The organism is Rossellomorea sp. y25, assembly GCF_038049935.1.
Classification (GTDB): domain Bacteria; phylum Bacillota; class Bacilli; order Bacillales; family Bacillaceae_B; genus Rossellomorea.
In genome coordinates this window covers 284,264-307,500 of sequence record NZ_CP145886.1, presented here as the reverse complement: position 1 = coordinate 307,500, position 23,237 = coordinate 284,264, and the positions used below count along the sequence as shown (strand labels likewise).

The window sequence follows — 23,237 nt, the reverse complement described above, 5'->3', positions numbered from 1 at the left end:
TACCGCCCTATTCGAACGGTACTTGTTCTTCCCTAACAACAGAGTTTTACGATCCGAAAACCTTCATCACTCACGCGGCGTTGCTCCGTCAGACTTTCGTCCATTGCGGAAGATTCCCTACTGCTGCCTCCCGTAGGAGTCTGGGCCGTGTCTCAGTCCCAGTGTGGCCGATCACCCTCTCAGGTCGGCTACGCATCGTTGCCTTGGTGAGCCGTTACCTCACCAACTAGCTAATGCGCCGCGGGTCCATCTGTAAGTGATAGCAAGAAGCCATCTTTCAACATCTCCTCATGCGAGGAAATGAGTTATCCGGTATTAGCCCCGGTTTCCCGGAGTTATCCCAGTCTTACAGGCAGGTTACCCACGTGTTACTCACCCGTCCGCCGCTGACTGATGGGAGCAAGCTCCCATCAGTCCGCTCGACTTGCATGTATTAGGCACGCCGCCAGCGTTCGTCCTGAGCCAGGATCAAACTCTCCGATAAAAGTTTGAATAGCTCTTTAAAAATAAATCTAGAATTAACGTTGACGTATTGTCTTGTTTTGTTCAGTTTTCAAGGTTCAATGTGTAAGTGCTTCTGTTTGAAGCGACTTGACCATCATATCAAGAATGCAGTATGTTTGTCAACAACTTTTTTCACGATGTTTTAAATTCCTGTTTTGAAGTTGTTATGTACTCGCTGCTCTCTTGCGACGGTTTTTAAAGTATATCAATCTATCAGACATACGTCAATACTTTTGAGAGACTTTTTTTCGAGAAACTTCATTTAGTCTTTCTATTATTTATTTTTCATTACGACCACACCACCCACAACACAGACTGGAAACTGACATTCTTGGCTTTGAAGCAGAGACTCTCTGATATTTTCCTTCTATATATTAAGCAGCTATACTTCACCCACTCCCTCTAGTAAAAGTTCAAATACTAACAAAAAAACCATTTCCACCCTCATAGTAAGAGGATGGAAATGGTTTTTGATTATTCATTAATCGATCTTGATGATGTTTTCGTCGTTACGGTTTACCTTACCTGACTTCTCGATCGTTACTTGCTGACCTTCTTTAAGGTTCGTGAATACAATCGGTGTCATGATTGAAGGCGCGTTTTCTTTGATGTAGTCAAGATCTACTTCTAGTAATGGTTGACCTGCTTCTACTTGGTCTCCTTCTTTTACTAGCGCTTCAAATCCTTTACCTTCTAATTTAACCGTATCGATTCCTACGTGGATCAGAACTTCACGGCCTGCTTTGGACTCTAGTCCGATGGCATGCTTCGTCGGGAATACGTTCACGACTTTACCCGTGATAGGAGAAACGATTGTTCCTTCTGTCGGTACGATCGCGAAACCATCACCCATCATTTTCCCTGAGAATACTTGGTCGGGAACTTCCGTGATGTCTTTGATTTCTCCTGTAATTGGAGCTACGAACTTTTCGTTCTTTTGTTCTTCTGTTGTTTGAAGTGCTTCTGGGTTCACTTCTTCAATTTGTTGCTCAACTTCTTCATTTGCGCTTGTTTCTACTCTGCGTGGAGCTTTTCCACGGATGATGTCTTGCATTTGCGATTTGATTGTGTCGGATTTAGGTCCGAAGATTGCTTGAATATTATCTCCAACTTCAAGTACACCTGAAGCACCTAATTTTTTCAGGCGATTCTTATCAACATTTTTCACATCATTTACAGAAACACGGAGACGAGTGATACATGCGTCTAAGTGAGCGATGTTTTCTTGTCCACCCATTGCTTCCAGGATGTTGTACGGAAGGTCTCCAGCTGAACTCGCCGGTGATCCATCGTCATCTTCGTCCACATCTTCACGACCAGGAGTCATGAGATTGAACTTACGGATAGCGAAACGGAATCCGAAGTAGTAAATGACAGCAAATACTGCCCCTACCGGAATAACGATCCATGCGTTTGTTTGTGGGTTGATCAATCCGAATAGGATGTAGTCAATTAATCCACCTGAGAATGTCATACCGATTTTAACATCTAATAGATGCATGGTTAAGAAAGATAAACCTGCAAAGATTGTATGGATACCAAATAGTACCGGTGCTACGAATAAGAATGAGAATTCGATTGGTTCTGTGATACCTGTTAAGAAAGATGTTAAAGCTGCAGATCCCATGATACCTGCTACAACTGCTTTTCTTTCAGGTTTTGCTTCATGGTAGATCGCTAATGCCGCTGCCGGAAGACCAAACATCATGAATGGGAATTTACCAGTCATGAAGGTACCTGCAGTCAGATCCTGAACACCATCTTGAATCTGCTTCATGAAGATCGCCTGATCTCCACGAACGATATTCCCTGCTTCTGAAGTATACGAACCGAATTCGAACCAGAAGGGTGAATAGAAAATATGGTGAAGTCCAAATGGTATAAGAGCACGTTCGATTACACCGAATATGAATGCAGCAAATGCTCTGTTTTCACCAAGCATAAAGTTAGAGAATGCATTAAGGCCATTTTGAATCGGAGGCCAGATTAATAACATTAATAGTCCTAGTACAACAGCAGACGCTGCCGTTGCGATTGGAACAAATCGTTTACCCGCGAAGAATCCCAGATATGAAGGGAGTTCGATTTGGAAGAAACGATTGTACATTGCCGCCGCGAGTATCCCGACGATAATACCACCGAATACCCCGGTTTGTAATGTAGGAATTCCTAGAACAAGTGCGTATGCAGGATCTACACCATCACCTGTTACATCTCCGATTCCCAGTCCTTCAACTGTTCCCATTGTTACGTTCATAATCAAGAAACCAACGATAGCCGCTAAACCAGCGACCCCTTCCCCACCAGCTAAACCGATGGCTACACCCACTGCGAATAAGAGTGCTAAGTTTCCGAAGATAATTCCACCTGCTTGTTCCATGACACTTGCGACCATTTCAACGCCGCCGTTTGAAAGGAATGGAGCAATTTCTAATAACGTCGGATTTTGCAGTGCATTACCGAATGCAAGCAATAGTCCCGCTGCTGGCAAGATCGCTACAGGCAGCATAAGAGCTTTACCGACTTTTTGTAAAACGCCAAAAGCCTTTTTAAACATGAAGTTTCCTCCTTTTATTTCGTTCTTTTTTTCAACTAATTAGATGATGATTGCAAACAAAAAAGGCATGAGAAAAGAGGATAATGAACGTATAAGGATAGACTTCCCCAAAATATACGTTTCAATCATCTTCTTCACTCATGCCTGATCGTATCAGTAACACGTAAGAAAGATAAGTGCTTTATTTAACTTTACTCTGAATACGCTGCAAATGCATGGTTAAGTAAACAGCCTCTGCATCGTAGACGGGTTTTTGTAATGTTTGCTGCATCATCTTGATCAGCTTCCAAGATAAATTATAGCAGAGAGGGTATTCCTCTTTCAACAGTTTTGCGATTTTTTCTGGTTCTTCCACTCTTTCTTCCCGGAGTACACGTTCTATTGTATATCGAATATGGCGTACAAGCCTCATATAATCGACGCTTTCCTTGTTAATTTTCACATCCAGCTGCTGTTCGATCATCCCGGTCAGGCGTCCAATCAACTGGGAGTGTTGATTCACTTCAGACAGATCCTTGTTCATCATGGCACTATGGATATGGAGGGCAATAAACCCTACTTCCCCTTCCGGCAAATGAACATCTGTCATTTCATTGATCATACTTACCACTTCTCTGGCTATTTCGTATTCGAATGGATAGAGTGTCCTCGTTTCTACCAGAAACGGATTACGGATTTCCATCCCTCTCATCAATCGGTTAATCGCAAACAGGATATGGTCGGTCAGGGCGATGTGAATATGCTCATTAAGAAAAGAGTTGGTTCTTTTTCTGATTAACTCGATGGCAGAAATAATGACGTTTGACATATCATCATTTAAGAAAGGAAGGAGGTTTTTGTACTGCTCCTGTTCTTTCTCTCCTTTTAACACAAACATCTTTTCTGCAATATCATTCTGGATGGGGTCCCCTTTTTTGCGGTTGAACCCTATTCCTTTTCCGATCAGCACGACTTCACCGTAGTTCTCGTGATCTGCAATCAATACATTGTTATTTAACGCTTTTTTCACATTTAAAGTAGACATCGTCATTCTCCCCATAATTTCGACCATTTTCGACACTATCCGATTTCATGATTTTAACGAAAACCCTCACTTTTTTCAATTCATACTTACTCTATACGTATATCTTCTCTAAATCTCCCTCCGACTCCTCTATTTATGTTTCACACTTTTCCTTTATTAAATAAGAAGGCTCTTTTCGTAAATTTTTTGCTATTGTAGAAGAGAAAGTACTAGTTGTTTTCCGCTCCAATCAACTTTCTGAGCATGAATCCTTAATCGAAAACAATTATAAGAAGCTTTCTAGCAAACAATCTCATTTAAGTTAAAAAGAGATTGTTTATCTTAAGGAAGAAGAATTATTTATACTAGTTATTTTGTTTTATGGTACACCTTGAAGCTCTGTCACATAGATTCTGTTAAAGATGGTGAGGGGAACTGCGCAGACTCCTGCGGAAGTACGGGCGTGCCGAGACCCCGGAAGCGTAGCTGAGGAGGCTCGGCCGAACGTCCGCGGAAAGCGGAGCAGTTCCCCTCACCATCTAGCACACGCTAATTGACAGAGCCTTGCAGAACTTATGTTAAAAGCAACAAGCTTTGAGAAAAGAGCGAATAAGAAAAAGCTGATCTGCGAGAGACCAGCTTAAAGAATTTTTTATTTTAAACTAAGAATATAAAATACATAACGAAGATAACAAACAAGAAATACATGATCGGATGGATTTCCTTTACGCGACCTTTCATAATCATCGTAATAGGGTAAAAGATAAAACCGATGGCGATACCTGTCGCGATGCTGTACGTTAATGGCATGGCCACAATCGTTAAGAATGCTGGCACAGCTACCTCAAACTTCTTCCAATCAATTTCACCCAGTGACGAAACCATCAACACCCCTACAATGATAAGTGCTGGAGCTGTCACTGCCGATGTAATGACGGCAAGGAGCGGGAAGAAGAAAATAGAGAGTAAGAATAGTACCGCTGTTACCACTGAAGCAAATCCTGTTCTCGCTCCTGCTGCTACCCCGGCAGAAGATTCGATATAAGACGTTGTCGTTGAAGTACCCAGGATCGCTCCCACTACTGTTGCACAAGAATCGGCAAATAAAGCTTTACCAGCGCGTGGTAATTTATTTTCCTTCATTAATCCTGCCTGATTGGCTACCGCTACAAGGGTGCCCGCCGTATCAAAGAAATCAACGAATAAGAATGTTAGAATTACAACAAGCATTTGTATGGTGAAAATACTGCCTGCATCATTGAATAAAGGATCTAGTGCTGCTCCAAACGTAGGAGCAAGACTTGGTGCGGCGTCTACTACTTTTTCCGGCGTGTCGATTAACCCAACGATCATTCCGACGATTGCCGTAACAACCATCCCGATGAATATACCGCCTTTAACGCCTCTTGTCATAAGAATAACGGTAATGATAATTCCAAAGATCGCAAGAAGAGTCGAACCATTCGTTAAATCGCCAAGACCCACTAATACTGCATCGTTATTCACAATAATTCCTGCATTTTGAAACCCGATAAAGGTAATGAAAAGTCCGATACCCGCTCCCACGGCATATTTCAATTCTGCCGGGATTGAGTTAATAATTTTTTCCCTGATACCTGATAATGTGAGTACGATAAAAATCAAACCTGAAATCAATACTCCTGTTAAAGCTGATTGCCATGGTACACCCATCGTTAACACCACCGTGTATGCGAAGAATGCGTTCAATCCCATACCTGGAGCTAAAGCAATGGGATATTTTGCAATCAAGCCCATGATCAACGAGCCGATGGCAGCAGCCAATGCCGTAGCGACAAATACTGCTCCATAATCCATTCTCATGCTATCCGGCAGATCCGGTACAGACTGAAGGGTTAACGTAAGTGGATTAACAATTAAAATATAAGCCATTGAAAGGAACGTTGTTAATCCCCCGATGATTTCCCTTCTGTAAGTGGTTCCCAACTGATCGAACTGAAAGAAATTTTTCATTCTTGCACTCCTCCTATAGAGTCGTCGTAGAATCTGACATTTCAATAAAAAAAGCCTCGAACTACCAGAGTTCAAGGCTTTGACTGTTAAGATCATGATGAATAGGTAAATGGAGATAAAAAATGTTCCCCGGTCCTATTCTCAATCACCTCGTAGTCAAGCCATTTACGGTAGCTTGGTAGAAACGCTCGGGCCCTATTCCCGAAATTATACGACGTAATACTTTTATAATGTTTTGTTATAATTACAGTACTATTGTACCAACCAGATCCATGACCGTCAACACAAATACGAACATTATATATATTTTTTATTTGAATGTTCGTTTTATACACAAAATGACAGGCACCTTCCGATTTCTGTCGAATCTTAAATGTTACCCATAGAAGATTCGACACTTTACGGATGGTGCCTGTCATTACGTTTTCATTTCTATTCCCACTCAATCGTTGCAGGTGGCTTACTCGTCACATCATACACGACGCGGTTGATATGATCGACCTCGTTTACGATACGCGTCGAGATTTTCTCCAGTACATCCCAAGGGATACGAGCCCAATCTGAGGTCATACCATCAATGGATGTTACAGCACGGATTCCAATCGTGTAGTCATATGTTCTGGCATCTCCCATTACTCCGACGCTTCTGATGTCAGGGAGCACAGTGAAGTATTGCCAGATGTCTCGATCAAGTCCCGCTTTCTTGATTTCATCACGGAGGATGTAATCAGACTCACGAACGATTTCAAGCTTCTGCTCAGAAATTTCACCAAGTACACGAATGCCCAGACCAGGACCAGGGAATGGTTGACGCCATACGATTTCATCTGGAATACCCAGTTCAGATCCCAATGCGCGCACTTCATCTTTGAATAACGTGTTCAATGGCTCAATAAGTGTGAACTGCATGTCTTCAGGCAGTCCACCAACATTGTGGTGAGATTTGATTGTCTGGGCAGTGGCTGTTCCACTTTCAATGATGTCTGTATATAAGGTACCTTGAGCAAGATACTCGATACCCTTTAACTTAGTTGCTTCATCATCAAACACGTAAATAAATTCATTCCCGATGATTTTACGTTTTTGCTCAGGGTCGGAAATACCTTTAAGTTTATTTAAGAAACGATCTTGAGCATCTACTTTAATCACATTCATGTTAAAGCCATCAGCGAATGTCTTCATTACGCTGTCCGCTTCACCTTTACGAAGAAGACCGTGGTCGACGAAGATACATGTTAATTGATCGCCGATCGCTTTATGGATTAAAACGGCAACAACAGAAGAATCCACTCCTCCGCTTAATGCGCAAAGGACTTTTTTATCTCCAACTGTTTGACGGATCTTCTCCATTTCAATTTCGATGAAATTCTCCATGGACCAGTCGCCTGCACAGCCGCACACTTCGAATACGAAGTTTTTCAGCATTTCATTTCCGTGCACTGAGTGACGAACCTCAGGATGGAACTGAACAGCATACAAGCCTTTTTCTTCGTTACTCATGGAAGCAATCGGACAAGAAGGGTTTGTTGCATTCACATCAAAGCCTTCAGGAGCTTCTACAACAAGATCTCCATGACTCATCCATACGACTTGCTCCTCGGGAAGGTTAGAAAATAGCTTGGACTGCTTTTCAATATTGATAGCCGCTTTCCCGTATTCACGGTGCTTCGCGCGTTCTACCTTACCGCCAAAGTGCATCGTCATTAGCTGCATCCCATAGCAAATACCAAGAATCGGGATGTCCAAATCAAAGATGCGCTCATCACAACGGAACGCGTCTTCACCATAGACACTGTTCGGACCGCCGGAGAAAATGATACCTGTCGGGTTCATTTCCTTAATCTCTTCCAGGGTAACTGTATGCGGGTGGAGCTCACTGTAAACACCAAATTCACGAATTCTTCGTGTGATTAATTGATTGTATTGACTTCCAAAGTCTAAAACGACGATCATTTCTTGATTGTGCAATTCTTCTTTACCAAGCATTCAGTTCACCTCATTAGTTTTTTCTTGGGCAAGGATGGGCTAAAGTCTTCATCCACCCTTATAGTACCTGATGTTGTTAGCATTCCTAAAAAAATAAAAAAAACCAGACTCCGCCTTAAAAAAAGGCAGAATTCTAGTTTTTTTGCATACACGTATGTCAAATTAGAACACTGCCTTCATAGTCCAGTCATTTAAGGTGACCGGGTAGATACTTTCGAACCGTATTATCGAGGATATACGAAGGATGCTAACGAACGCTATTATGAATTTGACATCATTTTATACCTTGTTTTCAAAAGGGTCAACCAGTTGTCCTTTTAATTAAATTTTCCCATAATTCTCTCATCTTCGGCCAATCTTCTTCCGCTTGCCTCTGACCATATAAAATACGTTCATAATTATTGGTCAGGCTCGTCATTTCATGGGTACCGAAGAATGAGTCGATATATCTCGAATAGCCTCTTAATGTTTGTCCGTCATCCATTTTCAGTCCGTATCTTTCAAGCTGTTTGATTAAAGAAAGATAGGCTTCGGAAAATGCGCCATCCGATGATTTTCTGCGATAATAGAAAATCAGGACATACGGCATCCAGCGTCTTCTTACAACGTACAATGCGATTGCTATGATAAGCAGGAGTATGAATCCCATGACAAGCTTGCCCCAGTTTTCCACAAAGAATGTTTGCATGTCATCCCAAAGCTTCGACAGAGAAAAACCGCTTCCAGCCGCTCGAGAATCATCCTCTTCAGGTTGAATCGGCTGTTTCGGTGTTTCCTCTTTCTCCGGAACAGGGACTTCGCTGTTATCCGCCTCAGGTACATCCAGGTCATACTGATATGATACGTTATTACTGAATCCAACAGTAGGCTCAAACGGAACCCAACCTACCTCAGGGAAGAATACCTCCACCCAGGAGTGAGCATTATTATTGGACACTTCATACAGCTTATACGTCGTATCCACTTGTCTACTGTATTCCCCTTCTGTATATCCCTTTGCCCATCTTGCCGGAATGCCAAGAGCCCGGACTAACACAACCATGGAAGTAGAGAAGTTATCACAGTATCCTCTCTGGGTTTCAAATAAGAACTGATCAACGTAATCCTGTCCTTCCTCAGGAACCGGAACGTCAAATTGGTCATACACATAAGCTTCTTTCGAAAAATAATTCTCGATCGCCCTGACTTTGTCGTACCAATTATCTTCTCCCGATGTAATCTCAAAAGCCAAGTCCTTCACACGCTGGGGAGTCGTTTCCGGAAGTTGTGTATAGCGGTCCACAAATTCAGGATTCTGCATGATTTCCTGACCTTCATTAGCTGCTTTCATCTTCTTTTGAGAATAAGAAGGTGAACGGTAGGAAAGTTCATAATCCTCTAATTTAATGGTTTCGTCTTCCCCTTCATAACTTGTAACCTTTTCGTTAACGGGATCAAAGGAGAAATAACCTTCTTCATTTCCGATTATTCTTTCTATCCCATAAGGATAGACAACATGAGAATAGGTTCGTTCCACCATTACCCTCTCTGTTTCCAATTCCCGTTCTCCATCCGGTTCGTTGGTTGTAAAGGGAACCATTTCCTCTGATTCAAAAGGGGCGGCAGCCTGCTGGCCATCAGGAATGGATTGCTCCCAGCCCTTGCCTGTATATAAATCCTTCGTTTCAATTCTCCAGTAGTGTTCTCTCGTGACTTCAGCATTGAAAATGACAGTAGGATCACCGACAAAGGGACCCCCAAGCTCTGAATCATCTTCATCATAACCTATTTTGTTCACTCCGCTGCCCCCGGCTCCCTCAGCAAAGGATTGAATATATGGAACGGGGTCCGGCCAGATGGGATCCGCTTTAGGAGCTGCAAAAGCGACAATCAAGCTCAACCCAAGCATAACGGTAAGGGGCACAATCCAGCGGTGACGGCTCATCTTGGCTCCAAGCAGATTCTCCTTCTGAACCAGTCGTTCAAGTGCCAACAGTCCCATTAAGAGAAAGCCGAAAATGACCACTCGGATAATCGCTTTATCCCCTTCATATATGGTGAAGGTATCAATAAGGCAAACATATGTTACAGTCATCACATAAAAGAGAAGAATCGTTTTTCGTACAGCTAACCAGTAATAAATCAAGTACGTCATCAGCCATAGCAAAATAAAGAATAATAAGCTCCTGTACTCAAATGAAAGGCTTGGCCACTCGCGCCCAAGCGTCAATCCGATATTCAGCCACAAATCATTCCCAAACTCTTTCAGCCACGTAAGAGAAAAGAAAGATCCTGTATGATAGTACAACCCATGAAGGCTAAACAAAATAAAAAGGATTTTAACCGGTGCCGTTATGAAATAATGAATTCTTAAATACGACAGGACGAGGGATAGAGCAATAAATACGATGAAGTACGTCAAACTCCCTGTATCCGTCACAACCTGAAGGGGCTTCAACCACTCCCATAGAAGCAGGAATCCAAACAGATAAATCATAACCGTAAAAACCCGGTGTTTCGGTGTTTCAATACTCATGCCCGTTTCACCTCCATAAAGGCTGAAGAGAAGTCCCCTTCAAAGCATACCTTCATTCGAATACCACGGGAGGAAGCATAGGCTTTCAATGATTTCTCCTCAGCCGTATAAACGTCCCCTTTTCGCTTCACTAAAAAGATGACAACCGAACTATTCCGCTTCGCATATTCATTCGCACTCATAATCATCTTCTTCGAAACAGATGAAGTTACAAACAGCACTGCGGCAGATTGAGAGTAATTCAAGCCCTCTCCTTGAAGGATTTTTCCTAAAGCGTAAGGGCTGTCCTGCCTGACTTTCGCTAAATGATAATAAAGCTGGCTTTGGTGTTCTTCCCCACCGCGAATCGGAAATGAGACATGATCTTCCCCGATTGAGACAAGGCCGACTTGAGCCCCTTTTTTCAAAATGGAGCGAATCATAGAAGCCGTGAACGTCACCATTTCTTCAAAAGCAGACGACGCCTCCCGGTCCAATACAATCAGAACATCATGGGATTGACGCTCCTCAAACTCTTTCGTCATCAGTTCATTTGTTCTGGCAAAGGTTTTCCAATGAATCCATGAGAAGCGGTCCCCTGGTTGATAGTCACGTATACCCGTTGCCATGGTGGTGTCTTTTTGAATCTTCACATTTGAAGCGGTCATCCCTTGATCATAGCGATTTTCTAAAGGACGGTAAGGTACATCCACAAACGACGGATAGACCAAGAGCTTATTGGTACACTCCACCGTTGCTTCCTTTTCAAATACGCCAAAGAAATCACCTGTACGGAGCCGTGCAGCGGAGAAAATATGCTCTCCACGAGGCAGCTTTTCTATGTAATACGTAAGCTTGATTCGTTTCCTGAATCCAGGGTGAATCATCGCTTTCGCCTTTTGAAAACCGGAATGATGAAACACGGAATCCGTTACCACATCCTCTAACACCATGTAAAATAAGGGAAAGGGTATTTTACGGGAAAGGGTGATCGTAACCTTCAACTCATCCCCGGCTTTGTACTCATTCGATTCGAACCCCCTCTCTACATAAAACTCCGAAAGAGGATATAAGAATACGAGAACAGCATAGAGAGCAAACGGTAGAAAGCTATAAAACAAAAACCAGCTGACAAATCCCCCCTGGAACATCGCATACGAAAACGAGATCCCTACCAGGATGAGCAGCAGTATGAACTTCCCAAGTGGTTTAATAAATTGAAATTTCGTCTTCATCCTATCTCACAAGCCTTTGTACGGGAACCGGGATACGCGCCATCACTCTCTCCACTACTTCTTCCGGGGTGATGCCTTCATATCTCGCTTCTGACTTCATAATGATTCGGTGAGAGAAAACAAACGGAGCCAAGTATTGAACATCGTCTGGGACCACATAATCCCTCCCTCTTAAAAATGCATAAGCCTGACATGCCTTCATTAACGCAATCGAACCACGTGGACTCGCTCCTAAATAAACATTGGCGTGAATCCGAGTTCGATTCGCGATTTCGACAATGTATTTCTTGATGGTGTCATCGACCAATACATCCTTCACTTCTCCTTGAATATACCTCAATTCCTCAAGGGTCATCACAGGCTCCAACTCATCGATCGGCGGGTTTTTCTGGGCACGATGCAGAACCTCCATCTCTTCTTCCGGTTCAGGATATCCCATTTTCATCTTTAATAAGAAGCGGTCAAGCTGCGCCTCAGGCAGAGGATACGTCCCTTCATACTCAATCGGATTTTGGGTCGCCATAACGAAGAAAGGCTTATCAAGCTTTCTGGTCATCCCGTCTATCGTTACGCTGCTCTCTTCCATTCCTTCGAGTAAAGCAGATTGTGTCTTCGGAGACGTTCGATTAATTTCATCCGCTAAGATAATGTTCCCCATGATCGGACCGGGCCTGAACGTAAATTCCATTTCCTTCGGGTTATATATCGAGACACCAATTACATCAGAGGGCAATAAATCCGGTGTAAACTGAATTCGCTTAAAGCTCGCCCCCACCGACTTAGCAAGTGCCCGGACCATCATCGTTTTCCCAACGCCCGGAACATCCTCAAGCAGCACATGTCCACCAGCTAACAGGGACACTACGCTCAGCTCCGCTACCTTCCTCTTTCCAATCATGACTTTTTCTATATTATCAATGATACTTTGCAACTTCGGATTCACCATTTCAAATGACATCTTACCCCTCCTGAAATCATCTTTAACTATTATTACTTTCGTTTTAAAAGTCGAAATTCCTCTAAAAAATGGCACATTCATACAGAATTTTTAGGAAATTGGTAGGATATAAGGTGTTGTAGATAACGGTCACCTTGAAAATCATAAAAAAAGAGCCAATCCTCAACAATGTGAGAATCGGCTTTTTCACTGATTATTTCCAAAAATCATCAAACACCGTAACAGGCAGATGACGTTTATGCTGCGTTTTCAAATAATGACCTTCAATGGCTTTCTTCGCTTCAAGAGGTACTTCTTTACCTTCCAAGTAATCATCCAGCTGATCGTATGTGACCCCCAGCGCCTCTTCATCCGGAAGTTGCGGACGGTCTTCCTCAAGGTCTGCCGTTGGTTTCTTGTTGTACAAGTGTTCCGGACAACCCAGCTCCATTAAGAGCATCTTCCCTTGTCGTTTATTAAGTCGGAAAAGTGGAACCAGGTCTGCCGCTCCATCACCATACTTCGTATAGAAGCCGGTAACCGCTTCAGCAGAATGATCGGTACCCAGGACAACACCATCCTTCATGGCAGCAATGGCGAATTGAACCTTCATCCGCTCCCGAGCTTTTTCGTTGCCTTTTACAAAGTCGGAAAGATGAATCCCATTTTTACTTAATGTTTCAACACTGGCATCAACCGCCGGCTGGATATTAACCGTCAAAGAAACGGATGGACTGATGAACTCGACCGCATCAATGGCGTCCTCGGCATCTCCCTGCTCACCGTATGGAAGTCTCACTGCGTAAAAGGCATAATCCGATGACCCTGATTCCTCGTTCATCTCGTTAATCGCCATCTGTGCAAGTTTTCCTAATAAAGTAGAATCCTGGCCACCTGAAATGCCAAGGACCAGGCTTTTCAAAAATGAATGCTTTTTCAAATACGATTTCATAAAATCAACACTGCGACGTATTTCTTTTTGCGGATCGATTTCCGGGGTTACCATCATTTCTTCTACAATTTGCTTTTGAAGAGAATCCATGTTTTTCACACTCCATTTAGGTTTTATCATTTATTTTGATTGCCACTTTTCGCAAAGTTTGTGGTTATCTTAAGGAAGAATGTAGTAGTTGATTTCCGCTCCAGGATGCTCGCTTTCCGCGGGGCTGGCGGTGAGCCTCCTCGGCTGCGCCTCCGGGGTCTCACCTGTCCAGCTACGGGGCTTAGGGGCTCGAGGTCATAAGCCAAGTCTGCCAAAAAGGCAAAGAGCGCCTTTCCGGCAGACTCGTCTTATGCTTGTCGCCCCTGGGCAAAGCCCCTCCGCTTTTAGTACTGTCCAGCTATTCCCGCAGGAGTCGATCATCCTGCAGCGAGAATCAACTTTCTGAGCATAAATCCTAATTAGAAAGAGAGAAAAACAAGAATTTTTAGCAAACAACCTCATATAAGGTGAGGAAAGATTATTCTCCTTTTAAAGAAGAAGCATTCTATTTTTAGTTACATTGTTTTTCTCAGACACCTTAAGCTCTGCCACAAAAAATCTTTTAAAGATGGTGTGGGTAACTGCGTAGACTCTTGCGGAAGTTCGGGCGTGCCGAGACCCCGTTCGGCTAAGCTGAGTAGGCTCGCCCGAACGTCCCCTGAAAGCGGAGCAGTTCACCTTACCATCCAGCACATACCGATTGGCAGAGCTCAAGCAGACCCTTATGTTAAAAGCAACAATCTTTACGAAAGCCTTTTGATCTGATTATTTTCCCCATCTTTTTTATCGGGTTTACATCGTTTTGTTGAATTTCTCTTTTACCTCTTCCTTAACCTTTTGAATCAGATTCATTTTGTTTGTCCAGCATTCTTCACTTAAATCCACGGGATATCCCTCTGGGTTCATGGAACGTTTATACTCGTCCCACAACAGGTCGAGGTTTTCATTCACAAAGGATCTCATTGATTCAAGTGACGGAGATTCATAAACCAGCTCCCCATCTTTAAAAATATCCTCGTGAAGCTCTCTCGCTTCGAAATTGGTGATGAATTTACTGATATAGGTGTGCACAGGATGAAACATTTTCAGTCGGCTTTCATTTTGAGGATTTTCATGCTCCAGGGCAATATATTCCCCTTCTGATTTATGATTAACCGTATTGATGATACGATAAACCTTTTTGAGTCCAGGAGTTGAAACCTTCTCGGCATTACTCGATATTTTAATGGTATCTTCCATTTCCCCCGACTCGTTTTCAATGGAAGCGAGTTTATATACAGCACCTAAAGCTGGTTGATCATAGGCGGTGATCAGCTTCGTCCCCACACCCCACACATCAATCCGGGCCCCTTGGGCTTTTAAATTCAGTATCGTATATTCATCCAGGTCATTTGACGCAATGATCTTTGTTTCGGTAAAACCTGCTTCATCAAGCATTTTACGGGCTTTCTTGGATAAGTAAGCCATATCACCGCTGTCCAGACGAATACCCTTGAAATGAATCCGGTCGCCAAGCTCTTTTGCTACTCTGATGGCCGTAGGTACACCGGATTTCAATGTATCGTAAGTATCCACTAAAAACACACAGTCCTTATGGCTCTCAGCGTATTTATGGAAGGCCTGATAGTCATCCTGATATGCCTGAACCATTGAATGGGCATGGGTTCCTGATACCGGTATCCCAAATAACTTACCCGCCCGAACATTACTTGTCGCATCAAAGCCGCCAATATAAGCCGCACGCGTCCCCCAAATGGCAGCATCCAGTTCATGGGCCCGTCTCGTCCCAAACTCCATCACGACTTCATCCTGGACCACTTGCTTGATCCGGTTCGCCTTCGTCGCAATCAGGGTTTGATAGTTCACGATATTTAAGATCGCTGTCTCCAGTATCTGAGCCTGGGCCAAAGGAGCCTCGACACGGATAAGAGGAACATTCCCGAACGCGATCTCCCCTTCCTGCATCGAACGGATCGTCCCCGTAAATCGAAGGTCCGCTAAGTACTGAAGGAACTCCTCTTCATAACCCAATTCCCTTAAATACTCAATATCACTTTCAGAGAAATGAAACTTTTTCACATATTCAATGATCCGTTCAAGCCCGGCAAACACCGCATATCCATTCCCAAAAGGCAGCTTTCGAAAGAACACTTCAAAAACAGCCTTTCGATTATGGAAATCATCATCCCAATACGCCTTCGTCATATTAATCTGATACAAATCTGTATGTAAAGCTAAACTATCATCCGCATAGTTCGTCATGTATTTCTCTCCTTTAAGCTGTAGCCATTTGTCGAACAGTGTGTGTCTTTTCTATTTTAACCAATTTTGGGTGGGATATCGAATGTTTAGGGTTGGCGCGGGAAGGAGATCTCCATTCTTTTTAAGGGATCTTAAACAGTTTCCGCATTAAACAAACGTTTGTTTAAATTGCATTCAATAACAAAAAAGATTATATCCACCCGGCCATACAGGGTGGATATTTAGCCTTTTCTATATTTGTTGTACCAGTGTTTCAAGAAGCTCTTCCTTACTCATAAGAGCCTCTCCCCCACCTTGCACAAACGACTCCTTTCCTCCGCCTTTCCCGTTAATCATAGGAAAGACTTTTTGACCAAGCTCCCTTAAGTTAACACTTGGAGTAGACCCCTTCGCCGCTACGAGCTGAAGTTTTGAATCATTTTGCACAACCAATAACACAAGCATATCTTCTCTCTTAGAGACGAGGTGTTGAACGATTTTCTGTAGCTCTTGGATGGGACGCTCTGCGTACGCTTTCTTAATCAATGTATGTCCTTCTTGCAGAATTCCTTCGCCAAGTAAACTCTCCGCTTCATACGTCAAAAGAACTTCCTTCAGTCCCTTCAGTGCCTTTTCCTGGTCTTTTTGTTTTGCCATTAACCGATCGACGACCGGTCTCATATTTTCTTCAGGAGCCTGCAATACCCCCGTCAATTCTCTTAAGAGACCATGTTTTCGGTGCAACTGCTCAAGCACCCGATTCCCACACACAAATTGCAATCGAATATGTCCTTTATGCTTTTCCCAATCGAGTATCTTAATCGCTCCTACTTCACTGGTAGAACGGGGATGGGTACCTCCGCATCCGTTGTAATCAAAATCCGGGATGATCACTAATCGGATATCGTCAGTGACGGTCGGCTGCTTTCTTAATGGATAGTGGGACAATTCCGCTTCTGTTATCCATCTTGTTTCAATCAGTCTGCTCTCTTGAATGACAAGGTTCGCTAATGCCTCTGCTTCCAGAGCCTCCGATTCAGTTATATCCATGACGTCCAAATCGATGGTTAAAATCTCCTTCCCTAAGTGAAAACTGATCGTCTCATATTGGAAGGCTTCCACAAAAGCGGCAGATAAAATATGCTGCCCTGCGTGCTGTTGCATATGATCAAAGCGTCTGTCCCAATCGATCTGTCCTTCTATCTCCCCTGAGATATCCTCAAATGGTTCTTCTATGTAATGACGGATTTCTCCGTTCACTTCTTCCACATTGATGACCCGGTGGTGATTTAACGTTCCAGTATCATGGGGCTGACCTCCGCCTGTCGGGTAGAATGACGTTTCTTCGAGCACGACGTACCAGCCTCCGTGTTCATCCTGTCGCTGATCTTGAATCGATGTTTGAAATGTTTTAGTATAAGCATCTTGATAGTACTGCTTCATTGTCATCGTTAAAACCTCTTTCTCAACTGTTCTCACACTACTTTATCACATAGGCGGTGGAGAGAACCATTCAGTCCTTCATGTCCTTCTTCTCTATCGAAATCGGTACCGTCCCTACCTGTTCCCAGGGAATTTCCCATCTCCGTTCAAATTCCGCTTTTGCCCGTCCGTCTCCGGCAATGATTCTTTCAACTAATTCCCTTAGTACCATCGTAGTATAATTCATCTCATCACCCTCTTTTTCATTTTCAATGAATGGTGGAGGAAGCTTTGTATATTATTGATCTTTTATACTATTTTTTACCTATTCCATTCACTCCTTAAACATCCATAAGGCCTACAAACTCTCTACTGGCCCACACCAATCATCTCTTTCTTCATATTATGGAGTGAAAATGACTCTTAATCTGAAAGAATAGGTGAGAATATGAGGGTTACACCAGGATATACCATTCTATTTGCTGTTCTCATTATGGCGATCTCAGGCTTTATTTCCTTTTATAACATTGGTAAAAACAACTCCATGGACAATAAAGCCACTATAATCATCACCAATACGGTTGAAAATAACATCTACGGCAGTGTTGGAAAAGTGGATACCGTCATCTCTAATCAGGTGTCGAACGGGACTGCCAATTTGGAAAACAATATAATGAACAATGGCAACGGAGATGGGAACGGAGAAATCAGTAGTTCTATCGAAAATGATGTTAATAAAACCTCCGGGGACCTAAAAAACAATATTACAAACTCCGTTGAAGGAGATGGAAATTACAGGTTTTCAAATTCCACCCAAAACGAGCTCGGTGACGAAGCTGATATCAATGTACGTAATACGGTAGAAAATAAGGCAAGCGGGACTGATGGAGATCCACCGTCACCGTCCCCCGAAGTTATGTGGGGTATCGATTCCGCCAGTGAAACAACGGAGAGCTTTTATGCCTGTGTAAGAGAAAACTTTGGGGACCCGACCGTTTTTGGACGCTATCTTGAGACAAGGGAGAACATCTCCAGAGGGCTTACACCCCAGCAGGTTTCTTTGATCCATTCAAAAGGAGACTATATCCTCCCTATCTTTAACAATTTTAACGATGCCACTGGCTATGAAAATGGAGTTAATGAAGCAAGAGAAGCGATTGGGTATGCCCAGGATCTCGGGATTCCCTCTGGTGTCGCCCTATTTGCCGATATTGAACCAACCTATCCGGTAGATGCGGAATTTATCAGAGGATGGTTTGAAACGATTTCTGCGTCCTCTTATGAATCAGGGATCTATGGAATCTTCGATCCGCAAAGAGCTTTATATCAATCCTATAACGCAGCCGTTCAGAGTAATAACGCCATACTGGAAGAGAATTACATCTGGACCGCTTCACCAAATGTCGGAATCACAACTCAGGCCGAGGCACCAGAATTCAATCCAGAAGCACCGGAAGGCTCCCTGGCTCTTGCTTGGCAATATGGAATCGACGCAGACACGTGTAACATTGATACAAACCTTTTCGATGGTGAACTGTTAAAGGTATTATGGAAGCCTGGCTCATAACTAAAAAGACTACCACCTATTTTTCAGGAGGTAGTCTTTTGTTTGGTCAAGCTATAATCGACGGATTGGAATGATTCGTGATGGTAAATGCTTTCACAAGTAAATCTAGATCTGAATCACTAGATTTATCAGGTCTCCCCAGGCATTCTTTCCTTTTCCAAATATGATAAGCCACTGTCCCCCAATAAACGAAATGTCAGCAAAATATTTGTAAACCACTCTTACTTACCTTGTATACAAACCCTTGTGCATTAATGATTAAAATGGCGGATACCTCAGTATTTTCTTCAGGGATGCACTACTGCTTCAGTAGTGTATTTGCAAAAGTAAGACAGGCATTGATCGATTAAATATATCTATAGGTTTCAATCTAGTTAAAAATTTGGACAGCCCCTTTTTTATATCCATGTTATGTTCGCTTATATCATTTTTCTTTTAATACATATGATTACTATATAAGAGGCCTCTTATAAAAACGAAATAAAAGAAGGAGGGAAATTCAAATGGATGTTTCTGTTCAACAAACGGATACTCTTGGTACTCTACTTTGTCTACTTGGAAGATTCTTAGTGTATCTTCTTTTAATTGTTGTAGCTCTACTTGCAGACCTATTAATCAACACAGCCACTGGAGATATGATTAGAGAGCTCGCTGATAGTATTGCTAGTGAAGGCTGTTAATTGTGAAAAGCCTGTATAGCAATAAACCTAGAAGATTAGTTATTCATCTTCTAGGTTTTTTAATCTAAACAAGAGTGCTTCTTTTAATATCTTATGTCCGTTTACTAAAACAGTGAAATTCTGCATGCTTATTATCGACTAAAAAGGTGGTTAATTTTATGAATGAAAATAACAATGAAAAGAGTATCGAAAAGAGCGGGGGTTCTGTAGACCATGACGCTTTCAAGAACCTGGCTGGCAATTTATTAAAAAACGAAAAATCTATGGGTTCTCTTATGAACCTTGCAACAACTTTTCTTAAAAATGACTCTCTACTAAATTCCATAGAATCCAATGGAAGTCTTAAAAACCCAAAAAATCCAGTTTCTATCGATGTAGAAGAACAAGAAGATAAAGTTACTTCTCTAATCAAGATGCATGAGAGTTTAGCAAAGCAGATTTCTTCTTTTTCTCAGAAACTTGATACGATCGCTAAGGAAATTTCAGAGTTAACTAAAGAATGGCAATCCTTAAAAGAACACAACCCGAAATTATTTAAAAAAAGCAAAAAAAGTAGTTAGTTTATTAATATTCAATCACAAGAATTGTAAGAAGAAGCTTTTCAACAGTTTGGTTGACTAATGGGAAGCTTCTTTTTCTCTTTCCGATAATTCCCACGTCAATCCATTTATTAGAGCAGAGCAATGGAGAAGTTTTACCTTTTCCCAGTTTAAGCATTTTTTTAAATGTCTAAGTTTCTTCCTGCTCTTTTTGCGAACTCTCCGGAGCTATATCTTTAATGAATTTGTCGATTAAGGATTGTAACGGTTAATGATAATCCACTCAAGAAATACCTGGACACATAATATATGGGGCTAGTCGAAAACTTGCTCAACCTACATAAAAAAAGACCAATGACCCTCTGGAAACAGTTTTTTCAGTACCTTCCTTTATATGTTTATATCCCTTTTCTCTTCTTGGTTATTCAAGTGAAACATAAAATGACGAAATATCTTGATAAGTCATAAAAAGGCTCACGTCCATCATTCGGGAATGCTTTGAGTCCATTTTTGCTATCCGCTTTTAGCCAATAACGACGTACATACGTCCGTTTGGATGATGTGCAATTTTTTAGCCAATTAAAAACCAGGAACTAAAAAAAATTTAAATCATATATAGGTGATATCCCCGTGCGAAATTTTTGAGGAGGAGATCATGAAACCTATGTTACCTATGGAAAAATATTTCGGTAAGTTAGAGCTAGTCTATGAATTTTATGGGGCTATGCCCACAGGCGTTAGTGTATCAGAAACCGGTCGTATTTTCATTTGCTTTCCGAAATGGGGAGACGACGTTAAATTCACAGTGGCGGAAATTATTGGAGACACTTTGCAGCCTTATCCCAGTTTAGAAGCTAATTTGGGTAGTCAAGGTAATATCACAATGTCTTTCATCAGTGTCCAAAGTGTAGTTGCGGATGGAAGGGGAACACTTTGGGTATTAGATACAGCGGCACCGAATTTTTCTGTACCAATTATAGGAGGGGCAAAATTAGTCGCTGTTGATTTAAAAACTAATACAATAAGAAAAGTATATACCTTTACAGAAGATGTTGTCCTGCCAACAACTTATCTGAATGATGTCCGTTTTGATTTTCGTGTTGGAAAAGCGGGTTATGCCTATATAACGGATTCATCTTCCAAAGGACCAGGAGCTATTATCGTTGTAGATCTAGAAAATGGAAACGCGTTCAGACGGCTAAATGGAGCAAATTCAACTTCACCCGACCGTTATTTTTTACCGAAAGTAGAAGGAGAGATTTTGATGAACCGAAACAAAGATGGCTCAACATCTCCATTTAGATTGGCGTCTGATGGTATAGCAATTTCTCCTGATGGAAAGGTTTTATTTTATTGTCCACTTTCCAGCCGGCATTTGTATTCAATCTCAACAGAAGCTCTAAGAGACCGAACGATACCGGACACTGATTTACCTTATCGGGTCGAGTACTGGGGAGAAAAAGGTGCGTCTGATGGAATGATCACTGGGGCAAAAGGAACCATTTATGCCGGAGACTATGAAAACAACAGTATTCGAAAGATATTGCCGAATGGCATAATGGAAACAATCGCTCATGATCCGAGAATTTTATGGCCGGATACTTTTTCAATTGGGCCGGATCAATACTTGTATGTCATTGTGAACCAATTACATCGGCAGGCAAGGTTTCATTATGGAAAAGACCTACGACAAAAACCGTATAGTTTACTTCGTATGAAAATTGATGAATTCCCTGCTTCTACCTTTTCGTAATAAAAAATAGTTGAATAATTTATACATTACATCAGGTGAGGTTTAATCGGTTTTTATCCAGGAATTAGCTGACGGGTCTACCTTCATTCTTAAACTCATATCTTTCCGACCATTTCACAAAAAAATGGTTTTCAGGGACAGTTTCATTGGAAATTAAACTGTTCCTAAATATTTTTATAGATTAGGTAAGTTTCCACTTTTAGCCTCAATCGGAATAACTATTCCAAACATATCATACACGTTCGATCCCCTTTCTCTTTGTCTATCCTCTAAAATTTCTATATAATGTCCAAAGGCATTTTTCTAGTTGGCTGTGGAAATACCTCATCAAGTCTATTTAAATCCTCTTTTCTTAATTCAATGATAGTAGCTTTCGCATTTGCTAGTACATGTTCTTCTTGAACAGCTTTTGGAATAGCTAGACAATCGTTAGAACGGATTGTCCAAGCGAGAGCGATTTGTAAGGGGTGTACAGCATATTTTTCTGCAATCTCTTTAATGGTTGGATCCGTTAATAATTGTCTTCTTAATAAACCTCCTTGAGCTAGCGGGCTATATGCCATAATAGGCATGTGATGATCTCTCTGCCATGGTAAGAGATCATAATCTATACCCCTTGAACCAAGATGATATAACACTTGATTAGTCATACAATTTCTTCCGTTAGTGGTGTTCCATAACTCTTTCATATCATCGGTATCAAAATTGGAAACTCCCCACCTTTCTATTTTTCCTTCCTTGCGTAGCTTTTCCATTCCTTCAATGGTTTCTGCTAATGGCACACGTCCTCGCCAGTGTAAAAGGTACAAATCAAGATGATCGGTTCCCAGCCTTTTTAGACTGTTTTCACACGCTTTGTCAATCATATCTAATCCTGCATGATGAGGATATACCTTTGATACTAAAAAGACGTCATCTCTACGTCCTTTAATTGCTTCACCTACTAAGCGTTCAGAATCGCCATCACCATACAATTCCGCCGTATCTATTAGTTTCATGCCTAATTCTATTCCGAGTTGTAAAGCTTTGATTTCCCTTTCTCTCATTTGAGGTTTTTCTCCCATGTACCAAGTTCCTTGTCCTATTCCTGGTAGAGAAGTTCCATCAGGCAATGTAACTACAGAACTTTCAAGGGAATTTCTTATTTTTGTTAATTTATTTTCGTCCTGTACACTCATTAAAAATTCAACACTTCCTTTTGTATCTTTTTATGTACTCATTGAACAAAAAAGGTGGCAATACTCTTTTGCAGTATTGCCACTAGTAAATCACTCTATTCTTACCTTATTTCCATTTTAGTTAGAACTGCTGCTTGGTAGGGTGGTAAGCTTCGGTTCAACATCCA

At 41.9% G+C, this 23,237-nt stretch carries 16 protein-coding genes, 1 rRNA gene and 2 riboswitches (1 of these 19 cut by a window edge); of the genes, 4 read left to right on the top strand and 13 right to left on the bottom strand.

Features of this window, described 5'->3' with window-relative positions; genetic code table 11:
• The 12 genes from AAEM60_RS01690 to AAEM60_RS01635 all read right to left on the bottom strand — a co-directional run.
• A 16S ribosomal RNA gene (locus tag AAEM60_RS01690) occupies positions 1 to 484 on the bottom strand (it extends 1,068 nt beyond the left edge of the window).
• Positions 485 to 985: 501 nt separating this feature from the next.
• A complete protein-coding gene (ptsG, locus tag AAEM60_RS01685) occupies positions 986 to 3,061 on the bottom strand; it encodes a glucose-specific PTS transporter subunit IIBC (RefSeq protein ID WP_299746899.1) in 2,076 nt (691 codons plus the stop codon).
• Between the two features lie 181 nt (positions 3,062 to 3,242).
• On the bottom strand, positions 3,243 to 4,085 hold the full coding sequence (locus tag AAEM60_RS01680) for a transcription antiterminator (protein ID WP_299746892.1): 843 nt from the start codon (positions 4,083 to 4,085) through the stop codon (positions 3,243 to 3,245).
• A 636-nt stretch (positions 4,086 to 4,721) separates the two neighbouring features.
• Entirely contained in the window at positions 4,722 to 6,056 is a 1,335-nt protein-coding gene (locus tag AAEM60_RS01675) for an NCS2 family permease (RefSeq protein WP_044340671.1), read from the bottom strand.
• A gap of 133 nt (positions 6,057 to 6,189) precedes the next feature.
• Positions 6,190 to 6,291, bottom strand: a riboswitch (purine riboswitch).
• A gap of 197 nt (positions 6,292 to 6,488) precedes the next feature.
• Positions 6,489 to 8,042 (bottom strand): glutamine-hydrolyzing GMP synthase, encoded by a 1,554-nt coding sequence (gene guaA / locus AAEM60_RS01670; RefSeq protein WP_299746882.1) that lies wholly within the window; start codon positions 8,040 to 8,042, stop codon positions 6,489 to 6,491.
• 159 nt (positions 8,043 to 8,201) lie between these two features.
• Positions 8,202 to 8,303: riboswitch (purine riboswitch) on the bottom strand.
• 40 nt (positions 8,304 to 8,343) lie between these two features.
• A complete protein-coding gene (locus tag AAEM60_RS01665; RefSeq protein WP_341357268.1) occupies positions 8,344 to 10,557 on the bottom strand; it encodes a transglutaminaseTgpA domain-containing protein in 2,214 nt (737 codons plus the stop codon).
• On the bottom strand, positions 10,554 to 11,771 hold the full coding sequence (locus AAEM60_RS01660; protein ID WP_341357267.1) for a DUF58 domain-containing protein: 1,218 nt from the start codon (positions 11,769 to 11,771) through the stop codon (positions 10,554 to 10,556). The genes AAEM60_RS01665 and AAEM60_RS01660 overlap by 4 nt, the downstream gene beginning before the upstream one ends.
• A gap of 1 nt (position 11,772) precedes the next feature.
• Positions 11,773 to 12,729: a MoxR family ATPase gene (locus AAEM60_RS01655; protein WP_341357266.1), complete on the bottom strand. Its 957-nt coding sequence runs from the start codon at positions 12,727 to 12,729 to the stop codon at positions 11,773 to 11,775.
• A 193-nt stretch (positions 12,730 to 12,922) separates the two neighbouring features.
• Positions 12,923 to 13,750 carry an ammonia-dependent NAD(+) synthetase gene (gene nadE, locus AAEM60_RS01650; RefSeq protein WP_299746874.1) on the bottom strand — a complete coding sequence of 276 codons (828 nt, stop codon included), beginning with the start codon at positions 13,748 to 13,750 and terminating at the stop codon, positions 12,923 to 12,925.
• 732 nt (positions 13,751 to 14,482) lie between these two features.
• Positions 14,483 to 15,952 carry a nicotinate phosphoribosyltransferase gene (locus tag AAEM60_RS01645; RefSeq protein ID WP_341357265.1) on the bottom strand — a complete coding sequence of 490 codons (1,470 nt, stop codon included), beginning with the start codon at positions 15,950 to 15,952 and terminating at the stop codon, positions 14,483 to 14,485.
• 231 nt (positions 15,953 to 16,183) lie between these two features.
• The gene (locus AAEM60_RS01640) at positions 16,184 to 17,380 is read right to left on the bottom strand and encodes a DHHA1 domain-containing protein (protein ID WP_341357264.1); all 1,197 of its coding nucleotides are present in this window, start codon (positions 17,378 to 17,380) and stop codon (positions 16,184 to 16,186) included.
• A gap of 64 nt (positions 17,381 to 17,444) precedes the next feature.
• The gene (locus tag AAEM60_RS01635; protein ID WP_299746865.1) at positions 17,445 to 17,600 is read right to left on the bottom strand and encodes a hypothetical protein; all 156 of its coding nucleotides are present in this window, start codon (positions 17,598 to 17,600) and stop codon (positions 17,445 to 17,447) included.
• 201 nt (positions 17,601 to 17,801) lie between these two features.
• Here AAEM60_RS01635 and AAEM60_RS01630 point away from each other — a divergent pair, with 201 nt between their 5' ends.
• From AAEM60_RS01630 to AAEM60_RS01615, 4 genes are all read left to right on the top strand, one after another.
• Complete coding sequence (locus tag AAEM60_RS01630; RefSeq protein ID WP_299746863.1) at positions 17,802 to 18,920, top strand: glycoside hydrolase domain-containing protein; 1,119 nt, start codon at positions 17,802 to 17,804, stop codon at positions 18,918 to 18,920.
• 503 nt (positions 18,921 to 19,423) lie between these two features.
• The gene (locus AAEM60_RS01625) at positions 19,424 to 19,600 is read left to right on the top strand and encodes a hypothetical protein (protein ID WP_299746860.1); all 177 of its coding nucleotides are present in this window, start codon (positions 19,424 to 19,426) and stop codon (positions 19,598 to 19,600) included.
• A gap of 158 nt (positions 19,601 to 19,758) precedes the next feature.
• Positions 19,759 to 20,160: a hypothetical protein gene (locus AAEM60_RS01620; RefSeq protein ID WP_341357263.1), complete on the top strand. Its 402-nt coding sequence runs from the start codon at positions 19,759 to 19,761 to the stop codon at positions 20,158 to 20,160.
• Between the two features lie 634 nt (positions 20,161 to 20,794).
• A complete protein-coding gene (locus tag AAEM60_RS01615; protein ID WP_299746855.1) occupies positions 20,795 to 21,892 on the top strand; it encodes an L-dopachrome tautomerase-related protein in 1,098 nt (365 codons plus the stop codon).
• A 278-nt stretch (positions 21,893 to 22,170) separates the two neighbouring features.
• Here the strand turns inward: AAEM60_RS01615 and AAEM60_RS01610 are convergent, their stop codons facing one another.
• Entirely contained in the window at positions 22,171 to 23,070 is a 900-nt protein-coding gene (locus tag AAEM60_RS01610) for an aldo/keto reductase (protein ID WP_341357262.1), read from the bottom strand.
• Between the last annotated feature and the right edge of the window lie 167 nt (positions 23,071 to 23,237).

What these genes read in the sequence shown, in the direction of transcription:
- ptsG (WP_299746899.1), bottom strand. Translation starts at nt 3,061, where the DNA reads ATGTTTAAAAAGGCTTTTGGCGTTTTACAAAAAGTCGGTAAAGCTCTT.
- AAEM60_RS01680 (WP_299746892.1), bottom strand. Translation starts at nt 4,085, where the DNA reads ATGTCTACTTTAAATGTGAAAAAAGCGTTAAATAACAATGTATTGATT.
- AAEM60_RS01675 (WP_044340671.1), bottom strand. Translation starts at nt 6,056, where the DNA reads ATGAAAAATTTCTTTCAGTTCGATCAGTTGGGAACCACTTACAGAAGG.
- guaA (WP_299746882.1), bottom strand. Translation starts at nt 8,042, where the DNA reads ATGCTTGGTAAAGAAGAATTGCACAATCAAGAAATGATCGTCGTTTTA.
- AAEM60_RS01665 (WP_341357268.1), bottom strand. Translation starts at nt 10,557, where the DNA reads ATGAGTATTGAAACACCGAAACACCGGGTTTTTACGGTTATGATTTAT.
- AAEM60_RS01660 (WP_341357267.1), bottom strand. Translation starts at nt 11,771, where the DNA reads ATGAAGACGAAATTTCAATTTATTAAACCACTTGGGAAGTTCATACTG.
- AAEM60_RS01655 (WP_341357266.1), bottom strand. Translation starts at nt 12,729, where the DNA reads ATGTCATTTGAAATGGTGAATCCGAAGTTGCAAAGTATCATTGATAAT.
- nadE (WP_299746874.1), bottom strand. Translation starts at nt 13,750, where the DNA reads ATGGATTCTCTTCAAAAGCAAATTGTAGAAGAAATGATGGTAACCCCG.
- AAEM60_RS01645 (WP_341357265.1), bottom strand. Translation starts at nt 15,952, where the DNA reads ATGACGAACTATGCGGATGATAGTTTAGCTTTACATACAGATTTGTAT.
- AAEM60_RS01640 (WP_341357264.1), bottom strand. Translation starts at nt 17,380, where the DNA reads ATGACAATGAAGCAGTACTATCAAGATGCTTATACTAAAACATTTCAA.
- AAEM60_RS01635 (WP_299746865.1), bottom strand. Translation starts at nt 17,600, where the DNA reads ATGAATTATACTACGATGGTACTAAGGGAATTAGTTGAAAGAATCATT.
- AAEM60_RS01630 (WP_299746863.1), top strand. Translation starts at nt 17,802, where the DNA reads ATGAGGGTTACACCAGGATATACCATTCTATTTGCTGTTCTCATTATG.
- AAEM60_RS01625 (WP_299746860.1), top strand. Translation starts at nt 19,424, where the DNA reads ATGGATGTTTCTGTTCAACAAACGGATACTCTTGGTACTCTACTTTGT.
- AAEM60_RS01620 (WP_341357263.1), top strand. Translation starts at nt 19,759, where the DNA reads ATGAATGAAAATAACAATGAAAAGAGTATCGAAAAGAGCGGGGGTTCT.
- AAEM60_RS01615 (WP_299746855.1), top strand. Translation starts at nt 20,795, where the DNA reads ATGAAACCTATGTTACCTATGGAAAAATATTTCGGTAAGTTAGAGCTA.
- AAEM60_RS01610 (WP_341357262.1), bottom strand. Translation starts at nt 23,070, where the DNA reads ATGAGTGTACAGGACGAAAATAAATTAACAAAAATAAGAAATTCCCTT.